This is a genomic window from Flavobacterium arabinosi, from assembly GCF_048158725.1.
In the GTDB taxonomy this organism is placed as follows: domain Bacteria; phylum Bacteroidota; class Bacteroidia; order Flavobacteriales; family Flavobacteriaceae; genus Flavobacterium; species Flavobacterium arabinosi.
The window spans coordinates 22,231-43,470 of sequence record NZ_JBLNKX010000009.1 but is presented as its reverse complement, the minus strand read 5'-3'; the positions used below and the strand labels follow the sequence as shown (position 1 = coordinate 43,470).

The 21,240-nt window shown below is 34.8% G+C and carries 16 protein-coding genes and 1 other RNA gene; 11 read left to right on the top strand and 6 right to left on the bottom strand.

Annotated elements, in window-relative coordinates; genetic code table 11:
• Positions 1–36 precede the first annotated feature (36 nt).
• The 7 genes from ACM55K_RS15830 (at position 37) to ACM55K_RS15800 (ending at position 9,611) form a co-directional block, all read left to right on the top strand.
• Positions 37–1,161 (top strand): bile acid:sodium symporter family protein, encoded by a 1,125-nt coding sequence (locus ACM55K_RS15830; RefSeq protein ID WP_416851242.1) that lies wholly within the window; start codon positions 37–39, stop codon positions 1,159–1,161.
• Between the two features lie 41 nt (positions 1,162–1,202).
• Positions 1,203–2,063 carry a 3-hydroxyacyl-CoA dehydrogenase family protein gene (locus ACM55K_RS15825; RefSeq protein ID WP_416851241.1) on the top strand — a complete coding sequence of 287 codons (861 nt, stop codon included), beginning with the start codon at positions 1,203–1,205 and terminating at the stop codon, positions 2,061–2,063.
• A gap of 52 nt (positions 2,064–2,115) precedes the next feature.
• Positions 2,116–3,081 (top strand): HpcH/HpaI aldolase family protein, encoded by a 966-nt coding sequence (locus tag ACM55K_RS15820; protein WP_416851240.1) that lies wholly within the window; start codon positions 2,116–2,118, stop codon positions 3,079–3,081.
• Between the two features lie 60 nt (positions 3,082–3,141).
• The gene (locus ACM55K_RS15815) at positions 3,142–4,665 is read left to right on the top strand and encodes a carboxylesterase/lipase family protein (protein ID WP_416851239.1); all 1,524 of its coding nucleotides are present in this window, start codon (positions 3,142–3,144) and stop codon (positions 4,663–4,665) included.
• A 101-nt stretch (positions 4,666–4,766) separates the two neighbouring features.
• Complete coding sequence (locus ACM55K_RS15810) at positions 4,767–5,627, top strand: alpha/beta fold hydrolase (protein WP_416851238.1); 861 nt, start codon at positions 4,767–4,769, stop codon at positions 5,625–5,627.
• 269 nt (positions 5,628–5,896) lie between these two features.
• On the top strand, positions 5,897–8,539 hold the full coding sequence (locus ACM55K_RS15805) for a TonB-dependent receptor (protein ID WP_416851237.1): 2,643 nt from the start codon (positions 5,897–5,899) through the stop codon (positions 8,537–8,539).
• Between the two features lie 289 nt (positions 8,540–8,828).
• Positions 8,829–9,611: an alpha/beta fold hydrolase gene (locus ACM55K_RS15800; protein ID WP_416851236.1), complete on the top strand. Its 783-nt coding sequence runs from the start codon at positions 8,829–8,831 to the stop codon at positions 9,609–9,611.
• A gap of 205 nt (positions 9,612–9,816) precedes the next feature.
• Here the strand turns inward: ACM55K_RS15800 and ACM55K_RS15795 are convergent, their stop codons facing one another.
• The 6 genes from ACM55K_RS15795 to ACM55K_RS15770 form a co-directional block, all read right to left on the bottom strand.
• A complete protein-coding gene (locus ACM55K_RS15795; RefSeq protein WP_416851235.1) occupies positions 9,817–10,557 on the bottom strand; it encodes an alpha/beta hydrolase in 741 nt (246 codons plus the stop codon).
• A complete protein-coding gene (gene ygiD, locus ACM55K_RS15790) occupies positions 10,554–11,387 on the bottom strand; it encodes a 4,5-DOPA-extradiol-dioxygenase (protein ID WP_465245428.1) in 834 nt (277 codons plus the stop codon). The genes ACM55K_RS15795 and ygiD overlap by 4 nt, the downstream gene beginning before the upstream one ends.
• A 70-nt stretch (positions 11,388–11,457) precedes the next feature.
• Positions 11,458–12,021 (bottom strand): ester cyclase, encoded by a 564-nt coding sequence (locus ACM55K_RS15785; RefSeq protein WP_416851233.1) that lies wholly within the window; start codon positions 12,019–12,021, stop codon positions 11,458–11,460.
• An 81-nt stretch (positions 12,022–12,102) separates the two neighbouring features.
• A complete protein-coding gene (locus tag ACM55K_RS15780; protein WP_416851232.1) occupies positions 12,103–12,933 on the bottom strand; it encodes a helix-turn-helix domain-containing protein in 831 nt (276 codons plus the stop codon).
• 436 nt (positions 12,934–13,369) lie between these two features.
• Positions 13,370–13,766: a transfer-messenger RNA gene (ssrA, locus tag ACM55K_RS15775) on the bottom strand.
• A 73-nt stretch (positions 13,767–13,839) separates the two neighbouring features.
• Entirely contained in the window at positions 13,840–15,057 is a 1,218-nt protein-coding gene (locus ACM55K_RS15770; RefSeq protein WP_416851231.1) for a serine hydrolase domain-containing protein, read from the bottom strand.
• 239 nt (positions 15,058–15,296) lie between these two features.
• Here ACM55K_RS15770 and ACM55K_RS15765 point away from each other — a divergent pair, with 239 nt between their 5' ends.
• The 4 genes from ACM55K_RS15765 (at position 15,297) to ACM55K_RS15750 (ending at position 21,168) form a co-directional block, all read left to right on the top strand.
• Positions 15,297–16,499: an NAD(P)-dependent oxidoreductase gene (locus ACM55K_RS15765; RefSeq protein ID WP_416851230.1), complete on the top strand. Its 1,203-nt coding sequence runs from the start codon at positions 15,297–15,299 to the stop codon at positions 16,497–16,499.
• A 249-nt stretch (positions 16,500–16,748) separates the two neighbouring features.
• Positions 16,749–17,819, top strand: coding sequence for a magnesium/cobalt transporter CorA (gene corA / locus ACM55K_RS15760; protein ID WP_416851229.1), 1,071 nt, complete (start codon positions 16,749–16,751; stop codon positions 17,817–17,819).
• A 54-nt stretch (positions 17,820–17,873) separates the two neighbouring features.
• Complete coding sequence (gene pta / locus ACM55K_RS15755; RefSeq protein WP_416851228.1) at positions 17,874–19,967, top strand: phosphate acetyltransferase; 2,094 nt, start codon at positions 17,874–17,876, stop codon at positions 19,965–19,967.
• A gap of 1 nt (position 19,968) precedes the next feature.
• On the top strand, positions 19,969–21,168 hold the full coding sequence (locus tag ACM55K_RS15750) for an acetate/propionate family kinase (protein ID WP_416851227.1): 1,200 nt from the start codon (positions 19,969–19,971) through the stop codon (positions 21,166–21,168).
• Positions 21,169–21,240 lie beyond the last annotated feature (72 nt).

Below are 21,240 nucleotides of genomic sequence, written 5' to 3'. Positions count from 1 at the left end.
ACATTTGAAAAAAATTATAAAACTAACTAATTATTTATGGGAAAAGCATATAAATTCTTACTTATAAGTTCCGCTATTTTAGGGCTTTTAGCGATAGGAATGTTGATTTTTGGAGGTGGATTATTGGCAACAGGTCCTTTTATTGTGGGCTCACTTATATGTTTAGCAATTGGAGGCCGAAACGTTTCAATTTTAAATCAAATGTCGTTTACGATTTGGGTTATGGCTGCAGTTTCAGTCGGTTTTTTTTATCCACAATATTTCCAAAAAATTGGAGATTTTAAGTTCACGGGCTTTATTGTCCCGCTTATTCAGTTGATAATGTTTACGATGGGTACCGAAATGAGTCTGAAAGACTTTGAAGGTGTTATTAAAACGCCCAAAGCGGTTTTGATTGGTCTCGTTAGTCACTTCACTATTATGCCCTTAGTCGGTTTTACCTTGGCCAAAAGTTTTGGTTTTCCACCCGAAATAGCTGCTGGTGTAATATTGATGGGTTCGGTACCAAGTGGAGTAACCTCAAATGTTTTAGCATTTATTGCCAAAGCCAATATGCCTTTATCGGTTACTATTGCTGCGATTTCTACACTTGTGGCACCGTTTATGACCCCTTTGTTAATGAAATTATTAGCAGGTCAATACGTCGCTATTGATTTACAGGCCATGATGCTGCATGTAGCTGAAATCATTATTTTACCAATAATATTGGGTCTGCTTGTCAATAGATTCCTTATAAATGGTGTGAAAAGGTTACAGACCATGTTGCCCAAAATTTCAATGTTAGGTGTTTTGATGATGATGATTGTTATTGTCTCATCGGGTAGAGATTCTTTATTAGAAATTGGGCCATTATTATTTTTATCAGCAATGATTCACCATACAATTGGGTATCTTCTAGGCTATTGGAGTGGGAGGTTTATGGGTTTGGACGAAGCATCATGTCGTACTATTTCCCTGGAAGTAGGTATGCAAAATGGAGGGCTTGCTTCTGGAATTGCATTACAAATGGGAAAAATAGCAACTGTTGGTCTAGCATCAGTGATAGCTGTGCCTTGGATGACTATTTCAGGGTCAATGTTATCAAATTGGTGGCGAAAAAAAGATAATGAAAATAAAGAATTATTAATCCTAAATGAAAATAAATCTACTGAGTCGATTTGAAGGATTTCTCAATTTGATTCATCACTAAATGAAATAAAACTATGGAAATACGTAAAATTACCGTCATTGGAGCTGGCAATATGGGACATCAGATTGCCCTATGTGCAGCTATGTCTGGATTTCAAGTAAAATGTACAGATACTAATCCTGATATACTGGCAAAAGCAATTGCGTTTGCAGATAATTATCTGAAAGAAAGGATAATAAAAGGAAAGTTAAGCGAAGAAGCGGCTAACAAAGCTCTAGGAAACCTTGCTTTTGTCCCAACAATTGAAGAAGCGGTCGTTGAAGCGGATCTTGTAATTGAAGCTATTATTGAGAAATTAGAAGTAAAAAGAGAACTCTTTTCTCAATTAGATAAAATTTGTCCTGCTCATACAATTTTGGCTACGAATAGCTCGTACATCGTAAGTTCTAAAATTGCCGATGCAACCAATCGACCGGAGAAAGTTTGCAATATGCACTTTTTTAATCCTGCCTTAGTGATGAAATTGGTTGAAGTGGTACAAGGACCACACGTTTCTGAGGAAACAGTTAATTTAGTAATGAATGCCGCAAAGGAAATGAATAAAACACCTGTTTTACTTCACAAAGAGATTTACGGTTTTTTAGTCAACCGTCTCTTGCAAGCCACAAGACAGGAAGCCTTAAAACTACTTGATATGGGCGTTGCCAGTTTTGAAGATATAGACACTGCCGCCAAGAACGGATTGGGCTACCCAATGGGTCCCTTTCAGTTATTAGACCTTACAGGATTGGATTTAGCCTATCATGTAGGAATGGAAAAATATGAGGAAAGTGGCGACCCCGCAGACAGACCTTCTCCCACTGTTGTTGAAAAATTTACTAAAGGAGAATGGGGGAAAAAAGTAGGGAAGGGGTTTTATGATTATGAGCAATAGGAAAGTCACAGATAGAAAGGTTTAAAAGTCAAATTTATCATTTAAAAAAAATATGAAACAGTTTTTTATATTTCTAATATCCGCTTTTTTTCTATTTGGATTTGAATCAAAATCACTTGGTTATAAGGATATTAATGTCAAAAAAAATACTTCTATAAACACATTTGCTTCCACTCAATATACGAATGGCAATTTCGTCTGTAAAAAATTATCTGATACGATTAAAAATAACAGCAGGAAAGAAAAATTAAAAGACCGACTTAGTAATGGGGAAGTTTTAAAAGGTGCAGTAATCAACATAGCTCATCCGACAATGGTAGAAGTAGTTTGTGAAGCCGGAGCAGATTTCCTTTTCTTGGATTTCGAACATGGTTTACGCGACTACAATGATATTGGGCAAGCCATTATTGCTGCTGAACTCCATAAAGTTCCTACCCTTGTCCGACTGGGTGAACGTTCCTTAAATCTGACAGAACGAATACTCGATGCTGGTGCCAGTGGCTTTTTATTCCCTCATGTAGAAACAGCTGAAGAAGCTGCCGAATTGGTTTCTTGGTGTCGATACAAACCGCTTGGTGTTCGAGGCTCAGGCTTTGCAAGAGCTTCTATTAGTTATAGCGGTAATGAATATGAACGACGTCAGCAAGCGAACAAAGATGTAGTTTGCATTATGATTGTCGAAAGCCTAAAAGGAAAAGAAAATTTATCCAAAATATTGGCAGTTGAAGGTGTCACAGGTGTTGCTATTGGTCCGGGTGATATTTCGATGGAACTTGGTGTTAGCAATTGGAAGGATCCAAAGGTTGTACAGGTTTTAGACGAAATGGCTGTAGTAGTCAAATCGTTCCCAAATCGAGCATTTCTTCGTCTTGCACTTACACCAGATGAATCTGTAAAAAATGTAGCTTCGGGAGCCAATATGATTCTGCTGACACATGATTGGCAACTCATCAAAGGAATGTATTCTGGGATTTTCAAGGATATTACTAACAAGATTAATCAAGCTGCTAAAAAATAGGAATCGAAAGGTTTTTATAATTTAAACCCGATATAATGATGCTTTTAAAAATATAAGATTATGAAAAACAACCTCCTATTAGTCCTTTTATGCTTTTCTGTTTTTACGATAGCTCAAAACCCAATTGTAGGAACCATTAATGGCAAAATTCAAGGTACAACTAGCACAGATAAAACAGTTCGTATTTTTAAAGGTATTCCTTTTGCTGCCGCACCGATTGGTGATTTGCGATGGAAAGCTCCGCAACCTGTTCAAAACTGGAAGGGCATAAAACAATGTAAAGCTTTTTCGGCAAGTCCTATGCAAAACAAACCTCAGCCATTCTTTTGTTGGACGGAGGAGTTTCTTGCTCAACCCGAAACTATCAACGAAGATTGTTTGTATCTAAATGTATGGACTACCGCAAAAGCTAAATCCAAAAAACAACCCGTTTTTTTATGGATTTATGGCGGTGGGCTAAATAGTGGCTCGGCAAATTGTGCGATTTATGATGGCGAAGAAATGGCAAAAAAAGGAGTGATTTTCGTTAGTATTAACTACAGAGTTGGAGTTTTTGGCTTTATGGCACACCCGGAGTTAAGCAAAGAGTCAGGCCATCAAGCCTCGGGTAACTATGGTTTTTTAGACCAAATAGCCGCATTAAAGTGGGTTCAAAAAAACATTGCGGCCTTTGGTGGTGACCCTAATAACGTGACGATTGCGGGCCAATCTGCAGGAGCGTTTAGTGTAACAGCTTTGATTGCTTCGCCGTTGGCAAAAGGTTTATTTCACAAAGCCATTGCGCAAAGTGGTGGTTTGTTTTCTAATATGCTCAGTCAAAATTTAGAAAAATCCGAAGAGCAAGGTGTTGTTTTTATGAAAAAAGCAAACGCAAATTCATTAGCTGAATTGCGAAAAAAATCAGCTGAAGAATTGCAAATACTAAGTAATAATTCAGAAGTAGGCAGATTTGGAACAACGATGGATGGCTATGTTTTACCTGTTAATTTGATAGAACATTTCAAAAAAGGCTTGCAAAATCAAACACCTATTTTAACTGGTTGGGTAACTGGCGATGGTAGTTTTATGGGAGATGCTACTATGACCGTTGACGATTATAAAAAAGAAGCACAAGCAAAATATGGCGATAAAGCGGATGAGTATTTAAGTATTTTCCCTGCTGCTACGGCAGATGAAGTTAAAACAGTCAAACAAAAATTGACTTTATTAAGCTTTGCAGGTATGCCTGCACATCTATTGGCAAGTTTTAATACCAAAGCAAGTTACGTCTATCAATTCGGTCATGTTGCACCTGATAAGCCAAATTTTCCCAATTATGGAGCTTTTCACACTTCTGAAGTTTCGTATGTACTTCATAATCTGCACACTTGGAATCGTCCTTGGCAATCATTAGACAAAGAAATAGAAACTATTTTTTCGTCGTATTGGGTCAATTTTGCAAAGACAGGCAATCCAAATGTAAACAATTTACCTGAATGGAAAAGTTATAATAAACAGTCAGGTGCTATCATGGTAGTAGGCGATAAAATGGAATCTAAGTCTGGATTTTTGAAAAAAGAATTTGATTTTTTAGAAAAGAATTAATAAATCAAAGTATAAAAACTGTTCATCAGCAACCTCCATAGTTTTTTATAAAAAAATTAAACCAATCAAAATAACGTTATCCACTTTTAAAAAATATCAATATGTATTCAAAATTAGTATCAGCTTTCATTTTTCTGTTTTTTATGTCAAATGTTCAGGCGCAGCAAAAAAATTTAATAAGAGCTTTTCAACCCGCTAATGTGGTCAATAAAATACCTTATGGGAATAACCCCAAAGCAGGGCATTACGTACAGGCGAATGATGCTAAAATTTATTATGAAGTCTATGGTAAAGGTCAACCGATAGTGTTGTTACACGGCGGATTATTTGGCTCAACTGTTGAGTTTTCAGATTTTATCAATCATTTCAAGAAAAATTATCAAGTAATTGCTATTTCTACCCGTGGTCACGGTAAATCTGAATTAGGTACTGAGCCACTTACCCTCGAACAACGTGCCAACGATGCGATGGCGGTTATTAATGCTGTAACTAAAGACAGTGTTATTGTTCTTGGTTTTAGTGATGGTGGTTATTCGGCCTATAAATTAGGTTCAATGTATCCAGAAAGAGTAAAAAAAATGATTGTGATGGGTGCTGGGGAAGTACGTCCAGGATTAAGGGAATTTAAATTCACTGCAAAACAAGCACAGGAAATGGATAAACCTTTCTGGGATCAGCAATTGAAATTAATGCCTGAACCTAACAGAATAGAAGATTTATTTACACAAGTGGCCAATTGCTATAATAATGTTACTGTGAGCAAAGATTTATTGAGTGCAATAAAATGTCCTGTTTTAGTAATGGCGGGAGATCGAGATGGAGGTAATCCTGTTGAACGTGTAGTAAGTGCCGCAAGATTTATTCCAAAATCTCAAATCGCAATCATTCCTAATGCAGGACATGGTTGTTTCTTGGAAAATTTTGATGCAACCTGGGCATGTATTGTTCCATTTTTGAAATAGTAATCCGTTAAATATAAAGTGGAAACTAATTTTATGGAGTACCCTTAATTCACTTCAAATGGTGAAATAAAAGCACCAACAAACCATTTTAAAAACCTATCCCTAAACTCTCTGGGGACACATAACCTTTCGAATTTATTCGAATTGGTGCTAAACTTATGCCTTTTTTTTCTGGAGAATCAGCTAGAAAATTGACTAAAGAAAATTTATAAATCATAATTAAAACCAAATATTAACAAAAATTAACTATTAACTAAATTAAAAACCAAATGAAAAAAATATCATTTAATGACAAACTGGGAACTTTTTGGCTCCTATGTTTATTTATTCTTTCAAGTGCAGCTTATGCACAAAATACAGGAAGTATTTCAGGCTTCGTAAAAGACAAAAACGGCACACCAATTTCAGGAGCTATTATTAAACTATCATCTGCTAATGGCACTGATAGAAGTACCAAGGCTGATTCCTTGTCCTATTATAATTTTAAAAATTTAGCAAACGGTAAATACAAACTTCTTTTTACTATGCTAGGGCATTTACCTTCTACTGTCCAAGTTAATGTAGAAAGCAGTCAAGTCGAGGTTAATGGACAATTGATCGAAGATCCTATGCAGTTAGATGCTGTAGTAGTTACAGGAGGTAGCCCAAAGAAAAAAATTGAATCAAGTGTTGCTATTACTACAATGGCAGCAAAAGATATTCAACAAAGAGCTCCGCTTAATAATATCGATTTATTGAAAGCAATTCCAGGTCTTACTGTAGAAAGTAGCGGTGGTGATGGTCCCGGAAATGTATGGGTTCGTGGATTTCCACAAGGAGGAGGCTATATATATTTAGGGATTTTAGAAGATGGACTTCCTGTTTTACCTACTGGATATAGCACAATTCCTTCGGCTGATCAATACTATAAGTCAGATCTTACCACTAAAAATGTTGAAGCCATCCGTGGTGGTAATGCATCGATAATTTTAGCGAACACTCCTGGTGCCGTAATAAATAACATTAGCTATGTAGGGGCAGCTAAAAGCTATGGGGAATTCAAAGTAACATCAGGTCTTTCTCAAGGTTTGTACAGAGTAGATGGCAATACTGGTGGTGCTTTAGGTAAAAATATAAAATACAATATTGGGGGATTTTATCGTACCGATAAAGGAATTGTACCTCCTCTTTACACAGCAGGTCAAGGTGGTCAATTAAAAGCAAATGTAACCTATCATTTCAAAAACAATAAAGGATACTTTCGCCTTTTAGGAAAATATATTGATGACAAAGTATATTGGCGTCTACCTAGTTATTATTCTTATGATGGATCAGGTAAACCAAAAGCATTATCAAACTATGACATTTTCACACAATCTATGGAAATGATTGATTCAAAATGGGATTATACCGATGGATCTGGAAAGACAACTAATTATGATCTTGGAAATATTTTGCACACCAAATTGGGTGCAGTAGGATTTCAATTTAATTACAAAACTGACAATGATTGGCAGATAACAAATAATTTTCGTTACCAAACCAACAATACTAGTTTTAACTCAACACTCCCATTAGGAACACAGCAATACGTTCCTGGAGTTGATTATACCTATTTAGACGGAAGTCCTGCTGTATATTCACCAAACGATTATAATGTGTTTGCAGTAGCACTATTGCAGCAGAATAAAGATACACAAGTTATGGATTTTCTTGATTTTAAAAAGAAAGTAAATAAACATAGTCTTGGTATGGGTGTATCGCTACACCAATTTAATGTAAATAACGAACCTAATGATGCTTTTGTATACTTCCAAGAATTGAAAGAAAATCCCCGTCGTTTACTTATTCCAGCGTTCGGAATTGGAGGAAATGGTATGATACCCGCTTCAAGTTCTATCGCTATAGCTAATACTCGCATTTTATCCAGTTATATAAATGATGAAATTGCGTTAAGTGATAAATACAGACTTGATTTAGGTTTGCGTCTAGATAATCAAAGTATTGATGGAAAAAGGCCTTATTATGGGGTTAATGCAGATGGTACGCCAAATTTTCAGGCTCCAGCTTCTATGGATATCGCTGGTAGAATGGATTATTCAGTTTCTAAAACCAATTGGGCATTTTCTGCAGGACTTAATGATAAAATAAGTGAAAATGCTGCTATGTTTGCTAGACTTACACGAGCCTACAATACTCCAACATTTAATGATTACGGTGCGCAAACATATAATGAATCATCTATCAAGAGACGTCCGGTATATTTAGCGGAGTTAGGATATAAATATGCTAGTAATGGTTGGTCATTGTTTAGTTCAGTTAGTTATTCTGCTATCAAAAATGTATCTTTAAGTATCCTCGTACCTACAAGTGTTGGAATACAACCATTGTTAGCTTTTGGTTCTACAAGAACAATAAGTGCAGAATATGAGGTAGCTTATAAAGTGTCCAATAACTTAGGTCTAAGACTTACAGGAACATTGCAAGACGCAAAATATACGGATTATGAAGCATCTACTAATACCAATCCTATAGTATTAGCACAAATGGGAGATAAAAAGTATACTTTTACTGGAAATAGAGCAGAAAGAGTTCCTGTTTTAAGTACAGAACTATCAGCAAATTATGATTACAAAAGATTCAATACCAATTGGGGTATTATCTATACAGGAAGTCGTTATACTTCTCCATCTAATAGCTATGAATTACCAGGATATGTCACTATGAGAGCCAGTGTAGGGTACAAAATAACAAAGGCAATTGAAGCTAAATTTTGGGTTGATAATTTAACAAATACTAGAGCTCTTACCGAAGGAGATACTAGAGGGGATCAATTTAGAGATTTTTCAACTGTAGCTCCAGGAACTCTTATGATTGGTAGAACAATTTTACCTCGCAGTTTTTGGGCTTCAATATCTTACAGTTTTAAATAAGATATTTAATTGTTAATCAATACAACTACTTTATCGAGTAGGTAATTATAACCTCAGCAATATCATAATATTATCGAGTAATTGTTGTTAACTAAGTATTGAAACAGAATTTAAAAGAGGTTACTTTTCATTAGGTAACCTCTTTTTTAATTCCCTCTTTATCAAATGTTTTTTTTTTCAATTTTAAGACTATAACTACAAGTTCATTAGGAAAATTGATTAAGAGTCAATACTTTTTTTATTCTTATTTATATTAATTTTAACAATTTAATAAGTGCTATTCATTTTTATGACAGAACATACAATAGATAAAATCATCCAACTAGAAGGCAAAAACATTTACGTAGAATATTACCATACTTTTGATGGGCGTCCTACAATTGTTTTTTTGCACGATTCTTTAGGCTGTGTTACCTTATGGAGAGATTTCCCTCAAAAACTGTCAGAAGCTGTAAAGTGCAATGTATTGGTATATGATCGATTAGGGTACGGAAAATCCGATCCGATGCCGACTCATGAGCGACCTGTAAATTATCTTGAACTGGAAGCCGATTTATTAAACGAACTATTAATCCAACTCGACGTGAAAGACGCTATCCTTTTTGGACATAGTGACGGTGGTTCCATTGCATTGATCACAGCCGCGAAGTATCCGGACAGAATCAAGGCTATAATTTGTGAAGCGGCACATATTTTTGTGGAAGAAGTGACGCTTAAAGGAATTTATAAGGCAATGGAAGGCTACAGAACAACTAATCTGGCAGAACGTCTGGCAAAATATCATGGAGATAAAGTAGAAAGTATCTTTAAGGCTTGGACAGAGACCTGGACAAGTGCTGCTTATAAAATCTGGAATATTGAATACCTATTGAAAGATATTACCTGCCCTTTGCTTTTTATCCAAGGTAAAGCAGATGAGTACGGAACATTGGAACAGGTAAACAGAACCATAAACCAGGTATGCGGAATAACTAAAAAACTTGTCATTCCGAATATTGGTCATACTCCTCACAAAGAAGCTCCCGAACAGACTTTTGATGCAGCTAAAGATTTTATAATGAAATTGAAATAAATAGGAGTTCTATATGTAAAAAAACTTTTCTAGAATGGCTACTATCGGACTAATTTACTATTTAACTAAATTAAAGTTGATAGTATAAGTCTCTTTAATTCTTTGGGTTTCTAAGACGCCATAAAAAGAAAGAAAACAACTTAAAAAAATACCCGCTTTACGACAAAGCGGGTATTTTTTTAAGTTGTCAAGATAGGGGAAGTTATTATTGAGCACTATTTGTTTTTAACCAAAGATTTACGTCATCAAACATTTGTTTGTTGATAGTATGACCTTCATCGTATTGATGGAATTCGGGATTTATACCTTTTGTTTGAAGATACGATACGGCATCAGTTGCAAAAGGAAAATGAAGTACCGCATCTTGTCTGCCATGAGAAACGAAAACTTTAAGTTTTTCAAGACGTTTTTCATCCGCAATAAGAGGTTTAACTTCCGGAAGCAGCCTGCTGCTCATTACAGCGATTCCTTTAATTTTTTCAGGTTCAGTAAGCGCCACGCTGTAACTCATTATACCTCCTTGGCTGAAGCCCATCAAATAAACCTGTTTATCATCAAAATCAAGGTCATTTTTAAGACTTTCAATAAAATCAAGAATAGTTACTCTGGCAGCTTCGGCCTGCTGCTCGTTGATCTGGGGGTGTCCGCTGGTAAAATTTACCTGAAACCAGGCAAAACTTTGCGGTCCCAGAGTAAGCGGCCCACGTGCTGATACTACTAAAAAATTGTCCGGCAGGTCGTTGGCAAAAGAAAAAAGATTTTGCTCATTTCCACCTACACCGTGTAATAGTAACAGTAAAGGCGGATTTGTTATTTTGGTTTTGGGCTGTCTTACAAGGTAATGCAGTGTTGTTTTTTCTTTGCTGGAATTCATAATGGTAAAACTAAAGATTGAAATTAAAATTAGGATGCTAAAGCAAATCCCAAAATATTTTTTTATTATCATGCCTTATCTATTTTTATAGAAAGCATATTAAGGGATCCCGCTACTATGGCGTCATTAAAGACAGTAACCTTTTCGTCTTTTTCCCTCAGAGCGAGAGTGTAAAGCATAGGAATATAGTGTTCAGGAGTTGGTACGGCGAGCTGGAACTCTCGTCCCTGTTTATCAAAATTGATAAGAGACTGGTGATCATTCTCAAGAATCATTTTTTTCATTTTTTCATTCGCAATATGAGCCCACTCGAAAGCATATCCGGGTAGCATCATTTTATCCCATGCGGCCAATTGTAAATTGTGTACCGTGTTACCGCTTCCAACAATTAGAACACCTTTGCGTCTTAATGCTGCCAGCTCTTTTCCCAATTCATAATGATAAGAAGCAGGTTTGGTATAGTCAATGCTCATTTCGACAATAGGAATTTCGGCATTGGGATATAGGAATTTCAAAACTGTCCAACAGCCATGATCCAGTCCCCATTCATTACTTAGCCCGATAGCGGTTGAAGTGATCAGTTTTTGAGTTTCCAATGCGAGCTCCGGGCTTCCAGGTGCAGGATATTGGACGTCAAAAAGCGCCTGAGGAAAACCTCCAAAATCATGAATAGTTTCTGGTTTTTGCATTGCCGTTACAAAAGTGCCTTTGGTTTCCCAGTGAGCTGATATACATAGAATAGCCCTTGGTTTAGGCAATGTTTTAGCCATCTGCTGAAAACCTTGGGTAAAACTGTTATCTGCAAGGGCATTCATCGGATTACCATGCCCAAGAAAAAGAACAGGCATTCGATCAGTAGCGCTAAAGGCATCTGTTGCTGTCTTAAGGGAGCTGAGTTGCATTGCTGCAGCTCCCAGTGGTAAAATAGCCATGGTTTTAAGAAAATTTTTTCTATCCATTTTTATGCTTTATTTATTTTCCTAGTATTTGGTCCATATAGGATTTATTATCCCAGAAAAGATATTCTTCCTGCATTACACCGTTTTCCCAAACTCCGATAGTTGCCATTGGAATTTTGAATTTCTTACCTGTAGGTTGTATAAAAGTACCATCTCCTGCGGGCATAGGCTGTGTAAACGTACCTTCCATATAACCCATTACAGCAGTAATATTGCCGGAGCCAATTTTAAAAGGATGTTCTTTAATACGGGTGTCCGGAGCATATACAAACATCGCATCAAGAGTTTTGATATGCTGCTCCAAACCCACCTCAGTGTGACCGTCAGGAAAGTGTACTTTTATGTTCTTTGCATGGCTTTCGTGCAAACGTGTAAATTCATGATTACTGAAAACTATATAGTCTAAAGTGTCAAAAGTTTCAAGGTGTTTCGCTACTTGAGCGTTAGCAGCGGTAAGCTCTTTAATTTGTTTTACCAAAGATGCTTTATCTTCCTTTTTTTGTGCAAAAGCGGTTGTAGTCACGGCTGTAAAAATAAGGATTGCACCAGTTACCTGTCTTGTAATTGAATTTTTCATAATGTATCATTTTTTAATGATGCAAAGTTGAGACTTAATGACATGACTGCGGTAACACTTTTCGGAAGAAAGGTTGTGTTTTTAGGAAAGCTGCTTTTGAATTTCTTCTCTAAACTCCGTTGGAGTCAATCCTGCTTTACGTTTGAAGGCATGGGTAAAATACGTTTTTTCATTAAAACCTAGTTCATAACCTATTTCAGCCACATTTTTATCGGTGGACATCAGAAGATTTTTGGCCTGGGTAAGTTTACGGATTTCGATAATTTCCGAGACGCTTTGCTGTAATATATTTTGGCAAATGAGGTTTAGGTTGCGCGAGGTCATAAAAAGTTTAGCGGCATAAAAATTTACATCTTTCGGTTCTTTATAATGTTCTTCCAATAATCGTAGAAAATTTTTAAAAGTGCTGCTTTGTATTTTTTTTGACTCATCATCGTTCAGATTGAGTTTTCGGCGTTCGGATTCTATTATGGTAAAAAGTGCACTTAGTAATTGCCTGATTACAGAAAGGTCAGGTGCATCCTGCTGGTATTCATCATAAATTATTTTACATATAGTGTCTAACTTTTCAAAACATTTATTGCTCTGCATTGAGATGTTGGCTTTATCATGGAATGATGCGTAAAGACTGAAGGTGGTTTCGGCGATAAATTCACTTTTGAACCTCAATACCCACATGTCACATTTACCATCTTTAAGAAGTGGCTTGACGCGATGGATTTTTCCTTGGGTTACAAAACTTATAAAAGGAGCATCCATCAGACGGGATTTGAAATCTATAAAATGTTCCAGCTGACCCTGCCCACCTATAATAAGTTCTTCAAAATTGTGGGCATGAGGCTCATTCACAGAATGCATTATCTTCTGGGATTCTGCAGCTGTAATGCGAAACATATTGAAAATTTCTGTCATAGTTTGCTTTTTAAAAGGATGTTAAAGATAATTATAATTTATAAGAAGCAACAGCAGATTCTCTGCTGGATAAGATTAGGTAGAAAATTGGGCAATTTTTTGCGAAATTAAATAAAGTAATACGGTAAAGTCTTAATCTAGTTTAAGAAGTAATATAAAACTAAATTAAGACTATTTCTTAAACTTGTTTATAATCTATTTATTAATCACTCTTAAAAGATAGTTTCTTATTTTACCAGAAGAAATTGACTTAAAAAGTTTTGTAATAAGATTTCTTGACAAATTCACTTCATCAGGATTAGAATAAAAATAAGCATTCTTGTTTAATACAATTTGATTTAAAATTTAATCTTCAGTTAGTTGCATAGTTGAGTGTTTTTTTCTTTTTATATTCTGTAGACATAAAAAAAGCCTGAAAATCGATGATTTTCAGGCTTTGTGGAGTCGCCGGGAATCGAACCCGGGTCCAAACAAGCAACTAAAAGGCTTTCTACACGTTTATTTCCTGATTAGATTTTCGATCTTACGTTTGACCAGAAACAGTCGCGCAAGACTTATCTTCTTAATTTCGAAATCCACCCGAAGCTCATGGAAATCTAGGTTTAAATTTACGATTCACCTTTATCGACCGCTATAAACCAAAGCTTTCGAGGTAAATCCTGCTTTCCTATCTGATAGGAACGAGGCTAATCTTACTATAATTCAGATTATGCAGCAAGAGCGTAGTTTCCTTCGCCGTGTAAGTGTTTTGAGACCTTTTATTAACGAGAATTGTCCCAGTTCTCGACGTGCTTACTTTTCAATTCGACTTGCTGTCAAAACCAGTCGACCCCTTTTATTTTAAGTTTGCAAAGATACAATTTAAAACTTGAATTGTTATCGATAAACTTTTAACTTAAACAAAAATCATTCCTCTTTTTCTCCTTTATCCAAGTGAAACGGATAATCACCAAATAGCATTGATAATTTTCTGACTTTGTACGTTTTTGTTGTAAACTTATTCGATAAAGCAATTATTGTAACCTTCTCTTTTGGCAAAGTGACATAAGATGACGTGTTACCATGCCACCAACCGTTATGAAAATAGAAATTTTGTCCCGTTTCCCAATTGATCATACGAATGCCAAGACCGTAATTTTTTTCTCCTTTGCGTTCGTTGCTGTATCCTATAAAAACCTTTTTAAACAACTTTGAATTTAAAAAAGCTGGAGAATTTCTTGCTCTGTCAAACTTTAGTAAATCCCGAGGAGTAGAATAAATATTTTTGTCACCGTAAACTGCATCCAAATAATCTTTGCCTATCTCAACACCATTTCCCTTATAAGAAGGAGCGATACTATCTTTATCTTTTTCATAATCAAAAACAAAAGTATTTTTCATACCCAGTGGCTTGAAAATAATTTGTTTCATCGCTTCTTTATAGGAAAGTTTAGTTATTTTTTCAATTATCAATGCCAACATGGCATAGTTAGTATTGCAGTAGCTAAATCTTGTATCAGTTTTAGATTCTAATCCAATATTTTTAGTAGCCATAATGGTTAATATGTCTTGATTGGTTAACCTGTTATGTCTGTCCCAAACCGTTTTATCCCGATCCGTAAAATAAGCATAATTGCGCATGCCACTTCTATGGTTTAACAGTGTTTTTATAGTAACATCCGGAAAAGGGAATTCTTTTAGAATAGTATTAACCTTTTGGTCTAAATCTATTCTTTTGGCATTTATTAACTTCAGTACAGCAGTTGCAGTTAATACTTTACTCACAGATGCCAAATGAAGCGGAGTTGTACTCGTTATTAATCTTTTCTCTCTAAAATTCGCGTAGCCTTCATAATTTTCATAAATAATTTGTCCATTTTGAGCTACAAGAAAACTTCCGTTAGCACTGTGATTCGGCCAAGTTCTATTATAAAAAGATTCAATGGACCTTTTTTTAGAATCGATGTATTCCGCAGTTAGTTTAGGACTTTCATTCGTTATAGGTTTCATTTTAGGCAATGTACTCTTTGGGAGTTGAGCGTCACTTAATGCTATTTTCTTTTTCTCTTTGGTACAAGAACTCAAAACTATTATCAGGACGAGTAATTGTAGTATATTTGCTTTTTTTATAAATATCATTTTCATAGTACTAGAACGACAAATATATAGAATCAATCCCTTTTGATTCCTCTTTTTTCCGAAACCTTAACACTATTTTATCAACGTTTTATAATTGCTGTTTTGTATCATTTTGGACATCAGCTTTTAATTGATTTAAGACTTGTAAATTTATTTTAAAAAGAAAGTCAATTTATTTAAAAATGTTATATTTGTAACAAATAAATATAAATAAGTTATATTAAATCAATATAAAAACGTACAAAATGAGATTCGGAATCATAAAAGAAAGAAAAAACCCACCAGATAGAAGAGTCGTTTTTTCTCCAAATGAATTAGCGAGAATAAAACAAATGTATCAAGGTGTATCTATAAAAGTAGAAAGCTCCGATATTCGAATTTTTATGGACGAGCAATATAAAAATTTAGGAATCGAAGTTACAAATGACATCAGTGATTGTGATGTTTTATTTGGAGTGAAAGAAGTTCCTGTCGAAGATTTAATTCCTAATAAAGCGTATTTCTTTTTTTCGCATACCATAAAAAAACAACCTTACAACAGAAAATTGCTGCAAGCAATTTTAGAAAAAAATATTGTTTTATATGATCATGAAACTATTGTAGATTCTCATAATCGCAGGTTAATTGGTTTTGGAAAATATGCGGGAATTGTTGGTGTTTACAATAGTATTCGTGCTTTTGGAATAAAATTCGAATTGTTCAAATTGCCAAAAGCAGATACACTTTCCGGTAAAGAGGCACTAATCACTCATTTAAAGCGATTGGTGTTGCCACCTTTGAAATTTGTGATTACTGGTGCAGGAAAAGTGGGTAATGGTGCAAAAGAAGTTTTGGATGCCATGAAAGTTAAGGAAGTTTCAGTCGAAAATTACTTGACAAAGAATTATGCACAGCCCGTTTATACTCAAGTCGATGTATTAGAATACAACAAACGTAAAGATGGAAAAGTATTGGATTTTACCGATTTTTATGAAAACCCACAAGAGTATGTGTCCGATTTTGAACGGTTTACAAAAGTTTCAGACATCTATATTACAGGACATTTTCATGCCAATGAAGCTCCGGTAATTCTAACAAGTGAGATGCTACAGTCGAAAGATTGCAAAATAAAAGTTGTTGCGGATATTTCTTGTGATGTCAATGGTCCAATAGCATGTACTCTGAGATCATCAACTATTGCGGAGCCTTTATACGGATACTGGCCAAGTGAAGACAAAGAAGTAGATGTTTTTCATCCTGCAGCAATTGTTGTAATGGCAGTTGATAACCTGCCCTGTGAATTACCAAAAGATGCCAGTGAAGGTTTTGGTGAAATGTTTATGGAACATGTTATTCCTGCATTTTTCAACGGAGATAAAGATGGAATTTTACAAAGAGCTAAAATTACTGAAAATGGAAAATTGACTCCAAGATTCAGCTATTTACAGGATTATGTTGATGAAAAATAAAGAATATAAATTTTGAGATAAAAAACCGAGTAATGAGGCATTGTAATGTCTATCTACTCGGTTTTTTTGTGAAATTTTATAATTGAAACATGATTTATCTCATAAAAAGGATGATTATTTCTCTATACCTTTGTTTTCCAAAATAAAATAATTGAATAGTATCATATTCATTTTAATGAATGCCAAATTACTACAGTAGCCATTCATTGATAAAAGTTTTTTGTAATATTACGATATAAATGAGTTGGAATGAGAAAAATTAAATACAAAAAAGGCAGAAAACTTCAGCCCTATAACCTTGAATATACAGGAGTTCATAAAACTCAAGAGTCAGAGATGCAATTGTTTGTTTTTGATAATTTTGATTTGATAGAATATGAAGATTTTAAAGTTTCTGATTTGGATAAATATATTGATTCACAAAAGACCAATTGGTTGAATTTGCATGGTTTAAATAATATCGAATTGGTAAAGTCTATAGGGAACTACTTCAAAATCGATAATTTTATGCTTGCTGATATTTTGAATACGACAAGGAGAACCAAATTAGAGGAGTTATCAGATGTCCTGTTTTTTAATATAAAGTCATTATTGCCGGCCGGAGATTCAGATAACATAAGTGTAGAGCAAATTAGTTTTCTGATAAAAGATGGAATCTTAATTTCTTTTCAAGAAAAGCGAAGTGATTTTTTTACTCATATTCGAGAGCGTATTCGAACGCATTCGGGAATTGTAAGAACAAAAAAAGCCGATTACCTTCTGTATATATTACTTGATTCCATTATGCAAAATTTCTATATAACCTTAGAGAATGAAGAAGATAAAGTGGAAGAACTAATTAATCTTTCTAAAAATAGTGCCGATCCAATAATTTTGGAAAGAATTGAAAAGCATCGCGATAATTTCAATTTTCTGAAACGATCTATTATTCCGCTACGGGATTCTTTGTATGACATAAAAAGCATAAAAGACGATAATGTTTTTAATGCTATGGAAATGGAAAACTTTAGTTTTTTTACGCGATTGCACCAAAAAAGTTTAGAGCTTTTAGAACAAATTGAATCCGATATGGGTTCGCTGGAAAGTGCGTCTAATTTCTTTTTTTCGGCGCAAACGCATAAGATGAATGAAATTATGAAAACACTGACTATTGTGTCGGCGATATTTATACCACTTACATTTATAGCGGGTGTTTATGGAATGAATTTTGAGTTTATGCCTGAATTACATTATAAAAATGGGTATTATGCAGTTATGGGTGTCATGCTGTTAGTTGTAATCGGAATGATTATTTATTTTAAAAAGCGACGCTATTTTTAGGAATTAAAAAGGTATACATTCAGTAAATATTGAATTAAATATAAAAATATAAAGATGAACAAGGCCATATATATAGCAACAAGCGAACAAAATAGTGGTAAGTCGATTATAACGTTGGGATTGATGAGTATGCTTATTGGTAAAACTGCCAAAGTTGGATATTTTAGACCCATTGTAGAAGATTTTGAAGAAGGAGGATTCGATAATCACATTGAAACGGTGATTGGTCATTTTGGGTTGGATATTCAATTTGAAGATGCTTTTGCCATTACAAAAAGTAAATTAATCAAAAAGAAGAACAAGGGAAAAATAGGGGAGGTTCTCGATTTAATTATTGAAAAATATAAGAAATTAGAAGAACGTTTCGATTTTGTTCTAGTTGAAGGAACCAGTTTTACTGGAGAAGGAACTGTTATCGAATTGGATATGAATGTTTTGATTGCCAAAAATCTAGGGATTCCAACTATTATTGTTGGTTCCGGAGTTGGGAAAACATTAGAGGAATTGATTGATAGCCTTTATCTTGCCTATGATTCATTCAAAGTAAAAGAAGTGGAAGTTTTGGCTGTAATCGCCAATAAAGTGCAACCAGAAAACATTGAATTAGTAACTACTGGTTTGAAAAAAAGTCTGCCAGAAAGCATATTGGTGAATTCAATTCCTTTAATTTCTAATTTGAATAATCCCACAATTCAGGAAATTGTAAACAAATTAGATGCTAAAGTTTTATTTGGCGACGCTTATTTAAACAATCAAACGGGGAATTTTAGCGTGGGAGCGATGCAACTTTGTAATTATTTATTGCATTTAAAAGAAAATAGTCTGGTGATAACTCCAGGAGATAGAGCTGATATTATTCTTGGCGCACTTCAGGCGAATGAATCCGTGAATTATCCAACAATTTCAGGAATACTGCTGACAGGAAATATATTGCCTGAACAGAGTATTCTAAAATTAATTGAAGGACTTTCTCCGGTTGTTCCCATTTTTGCAGTAGAGGAAGGGACCTATTATATTACCAATAAAATAGGTTCCATTAAATCTAAAATTTACGCCAATAACAAGCAAAAGATTGAAACGTCCATAAACACTTTCGAAAAATTTGTCGACTTGGATAATTTGGCTGAAAAGCTAATCACTTTTGAAGCGGAAGGAATGACGCCAAAAATGTTCCAATACAATTTGGTAAAAAGAGCTAGAAAACATAGAAAACACATTGTTTTACCAGAGGGAAATGATGAAAGAATAATTATTGCAGCTTCGCGATTATTAGCGATGGATGTGGTTGATATTTCTATTATTGGAAACCAAAAACAGATAGAAAATAAGGTTTCGGAACTGGGGTTGGATTTTGATTTTTCTAAAATTAAAATTATTAACCCAATAGAATCCGAACATTATGAGGATTATGTAAATACCTATTATGAGTTGCGAAAAGCAAAAAACGTAACTGTAGGAATGGCCAAAGATTTAATGGAAGATGTTTCGTATTTTGGAACAATGATGGTGTATAAAGGTGATGCCGACGGAATGGTTTCCGGAGCAGCACATACTACACAACATACCATTTTACCAGCTTTGCAATTCATTAAAACGAAACCAAATTCATCAGTAGTTTCCTCAATATTTTTTATGTGTTTGGAAGACCGGGTTTCTGTTTTTGGTGATTGCGCCATCAATCCAAATCCTACTGCGGAACAACTAGCAGAAATAGCAATTTCCTCTGCTGATTCCAGTTTAGCTTTTGGAATAGAACCAAAAATAGCCATGCTTTCCTATTCGTCAGGTTCTTCTGGAAAAGGCGATGAAGTAGATAAAGTAAGAACCGCAACCGAAATAGTTAGAAAAAAACGCCCCGATTTAAAAATAGAAGGACCCATTCAATATGATGCAGCAGTCGATATGGCTGTTGGAAAAAGTAAAATGCCAAATTCAGAAGTGGCAGGACAAGCCAGCGTTTTGATTTTTCCAGATTTAAATACAGGAAATAATACCTATAAAGCGGTGCAAAGAGAAACTGGAGCATTGGCCATTGGTCCGATGTTACAAGGATTAAACAAACCGGTAAATGATTTAAGCCGAGGTTGTACAGTAGATGATATTATAAATACAGTCGTGATTACAGCGATTCAAGCACAAGGATTATAAAATGAAAATAGTAATTATAAACTCGGGAAGTTCATCCATAAAATACCAATTAATACACATGCCGGCTAATGAAGTTATTTGTTCGGGGATGATTGACAGAATAGGATTGGAAACTTCTAATCTAAGTTATGTAACCAATAACACTAAATTAGAAGAAACCTTGCCAATTGCGAACCATAAAATTGGTTTGGAAAAAATTGCCAAATTACTGATGGATGAAAAAGTGGGGGTAATTAAAAGTACGGATGAGATTGAAGCTGTCGGGCATCGTGTGGTGCATGGCGGCAGTGCTTTTTCGAATACGGTAATTATTACCAGTGAAGTAAAAGATAAAATCAGACAACTTTTTGATTTGGCACCCTTGCATAATCCAGCTAATTTAGAAGGGATAAATGTGGCGGAGAAAATTTTCAATTCGGCTAAACAAGTGGCTGTTTTTGATACTGCTTTTCATCAAACGATTCCTGTCGTGGCGCACAAATATGCGTTACCGAATTACCTTTTGACAGAAAATAAAATACGCGTATACGGTTTTCATGGAACGAGTCATAAATACGTTTCGGAAAATGCGATTCATTATTTGAAACAGAATTCTAAAAACAAAGGCTCGAAAATTATTACGATACATTTAGGAAATGGGTGTAGCATGACTGCCATAAAAGACGGAAAAAGTATCGATCATACATTAGGATTTGGTCCAATGAATGGATTGATTATGGGAACTCGAAGTGGAGATGTCGATCAATCCGTGATTTTTTATCTGGTTAATTCCTTAGGGTATTCGCTTGAAGCGGTGAATACGATGTTGCAGAAACAAAGCGGAATGCTTGGACTTACGGGCTATAGCGATTTGAGGGATATTGAAGCGAATGCAGAGAAAGGAAATGCTGATTGCCAGTTGGCTTTAGATATGAATGCGTATCGAATTAAAAAATATATTGGTTCTTACACTGCAGTTTTAAACGGACTCGATGCTATTGTTTTTACAGCAGGAATCGGAGAAAATTCCTCTTATATTCGAAAATTAGTTTGTGCGGATATGGATTATTTCGGAATTGAATTAGACGATTCCAAAAATGAAATTCGTTCTAAGGAAATTCGGGAAATTAATACACCCGAATCGAAAACTAAAATATTGGTTATACCTACCAATGAAGAAATAGAAATTGCAAATCAGGTATTTGAATTATTGACCAATTAAAAAAGCATATTCTAAAAAAGCTTCTGTACTCAGAGGCTTTTTTTATACTTTTTATTTAAGAAATCTTTTTAT

Excerpts from the sequence above, each read along its gene's own strand:
- ACM55K_RS15830 (WP_416851242.1), top strand. The coding sequence starts at position 37 with ATGGGAAAAGCATATAAATTCTTACTTATAAGTTCCGCTATTTTAGGG.
- ACM55K_RS15825 (WP_416851241.1), top strand. The coding sequence starts at position 1,203 with ATGGAAATACGTAAAATTACCGTCATTGGAGCTGGCAATATGGGACAT.
- ACM55K_RS15820 (WP_416851240.1), top strand. The coding sequence starts at position 2,116 with ATGAAACAGTTTTTTATATTTCTAATATCCGCTTTTTTTCTATTTGGA.
- ACM55K_RS15815 (WP_416851239.1), top strand. The coding sequence starts at position 3,142 with ATGAAAAACAACCTCCTATTAGTCCTTTTATGCTTTTCTGTTTTTACG.
- ACM55K_RS15810 (WP_416851238.1), top strand. The coding sequence starts at position 4,767 with ATGTATTCAAAATTAGTATCAGCTTTCATTTTTCTGTTTTTTATGTCA.
- ACM55K_RS15805 (WP_416851237.1), top strand. The coding sequence starts at position 5,897 with ATGAAAAAAATATCATTTAATGACAAACTGGGAACTTTTTGGCTCCTA.
- ACM55K_RS15800 (WP_416851236.1), top strand. The coding sequence starts at position 8,829 with ATGACAGAACATACAATAGATAAAATCATCCAACTAGAAGGCAAAAAC.
- ACM55K_RS15795 (WP_416851235.1), bottom strand. The coding sequence starts at position 10,557 with ATGATAATAAAAAAATATTTTGGGATTTGCTTTAGCATCCTAATTTTA.
- ygiD (WP_465245428.1), bottom strand. The coding sequence starts at position 11,387 with ATGCAACTCAGCTCCCTTAAGACAGCAACAGATGCCTTTAGCGCTACT.
- ACM55K_RS15785 (WP_416851233.1), bottom strand. The coding sequence starts at position 12,021 with ATGAAAAATTCAATTACAAGACAGGTAACTGGTGCAATCCTTATTTTT.
- ACM55K_RS15780 (WP_416851232.1), bottom strand. The coding sequence starts at position 12,933 with ATGACAGAAATTTTCAATATGTTTCGCATTACAGCTGCAGAATCCCAG.
- ACM55K_RS15770 (WP_416851231.1), bottom strand. The coding sequence starts at position 15,057 with ATGAAAATGATATTTATAAAAAAAGCAAATATACTACAATTACTCGTC.
- ACM55K_RS15765 (WP_416851230.1), top strand. The coding sequence starts at position 15,297 with ATGAGATTCGGAATCATAAAAGAAAGAAAAAACCCACCAGATAGAAGA.
- corA (WP_416851229.1), top strand. The coding sequence starts at position 16,749 with ATGAGAAAAATTAAATACAAAAAAGGCAGAAAACTTCAGCCCTATAAC.
- pta (WP_416851228.1), top strand. The coding sequence starts at position 17,874 with ATGAACAAGGCCATATATATAGCAACAAGCGAACAAAATAGTGGTAAG.
- ACM55K_RS15750 (WP_416851227.1), top strand. The coding sequence starts at position 19,969 with ATGAAAATAGTAATTATAAACTCGGGAAGTTCATCCATAAAATACCAA.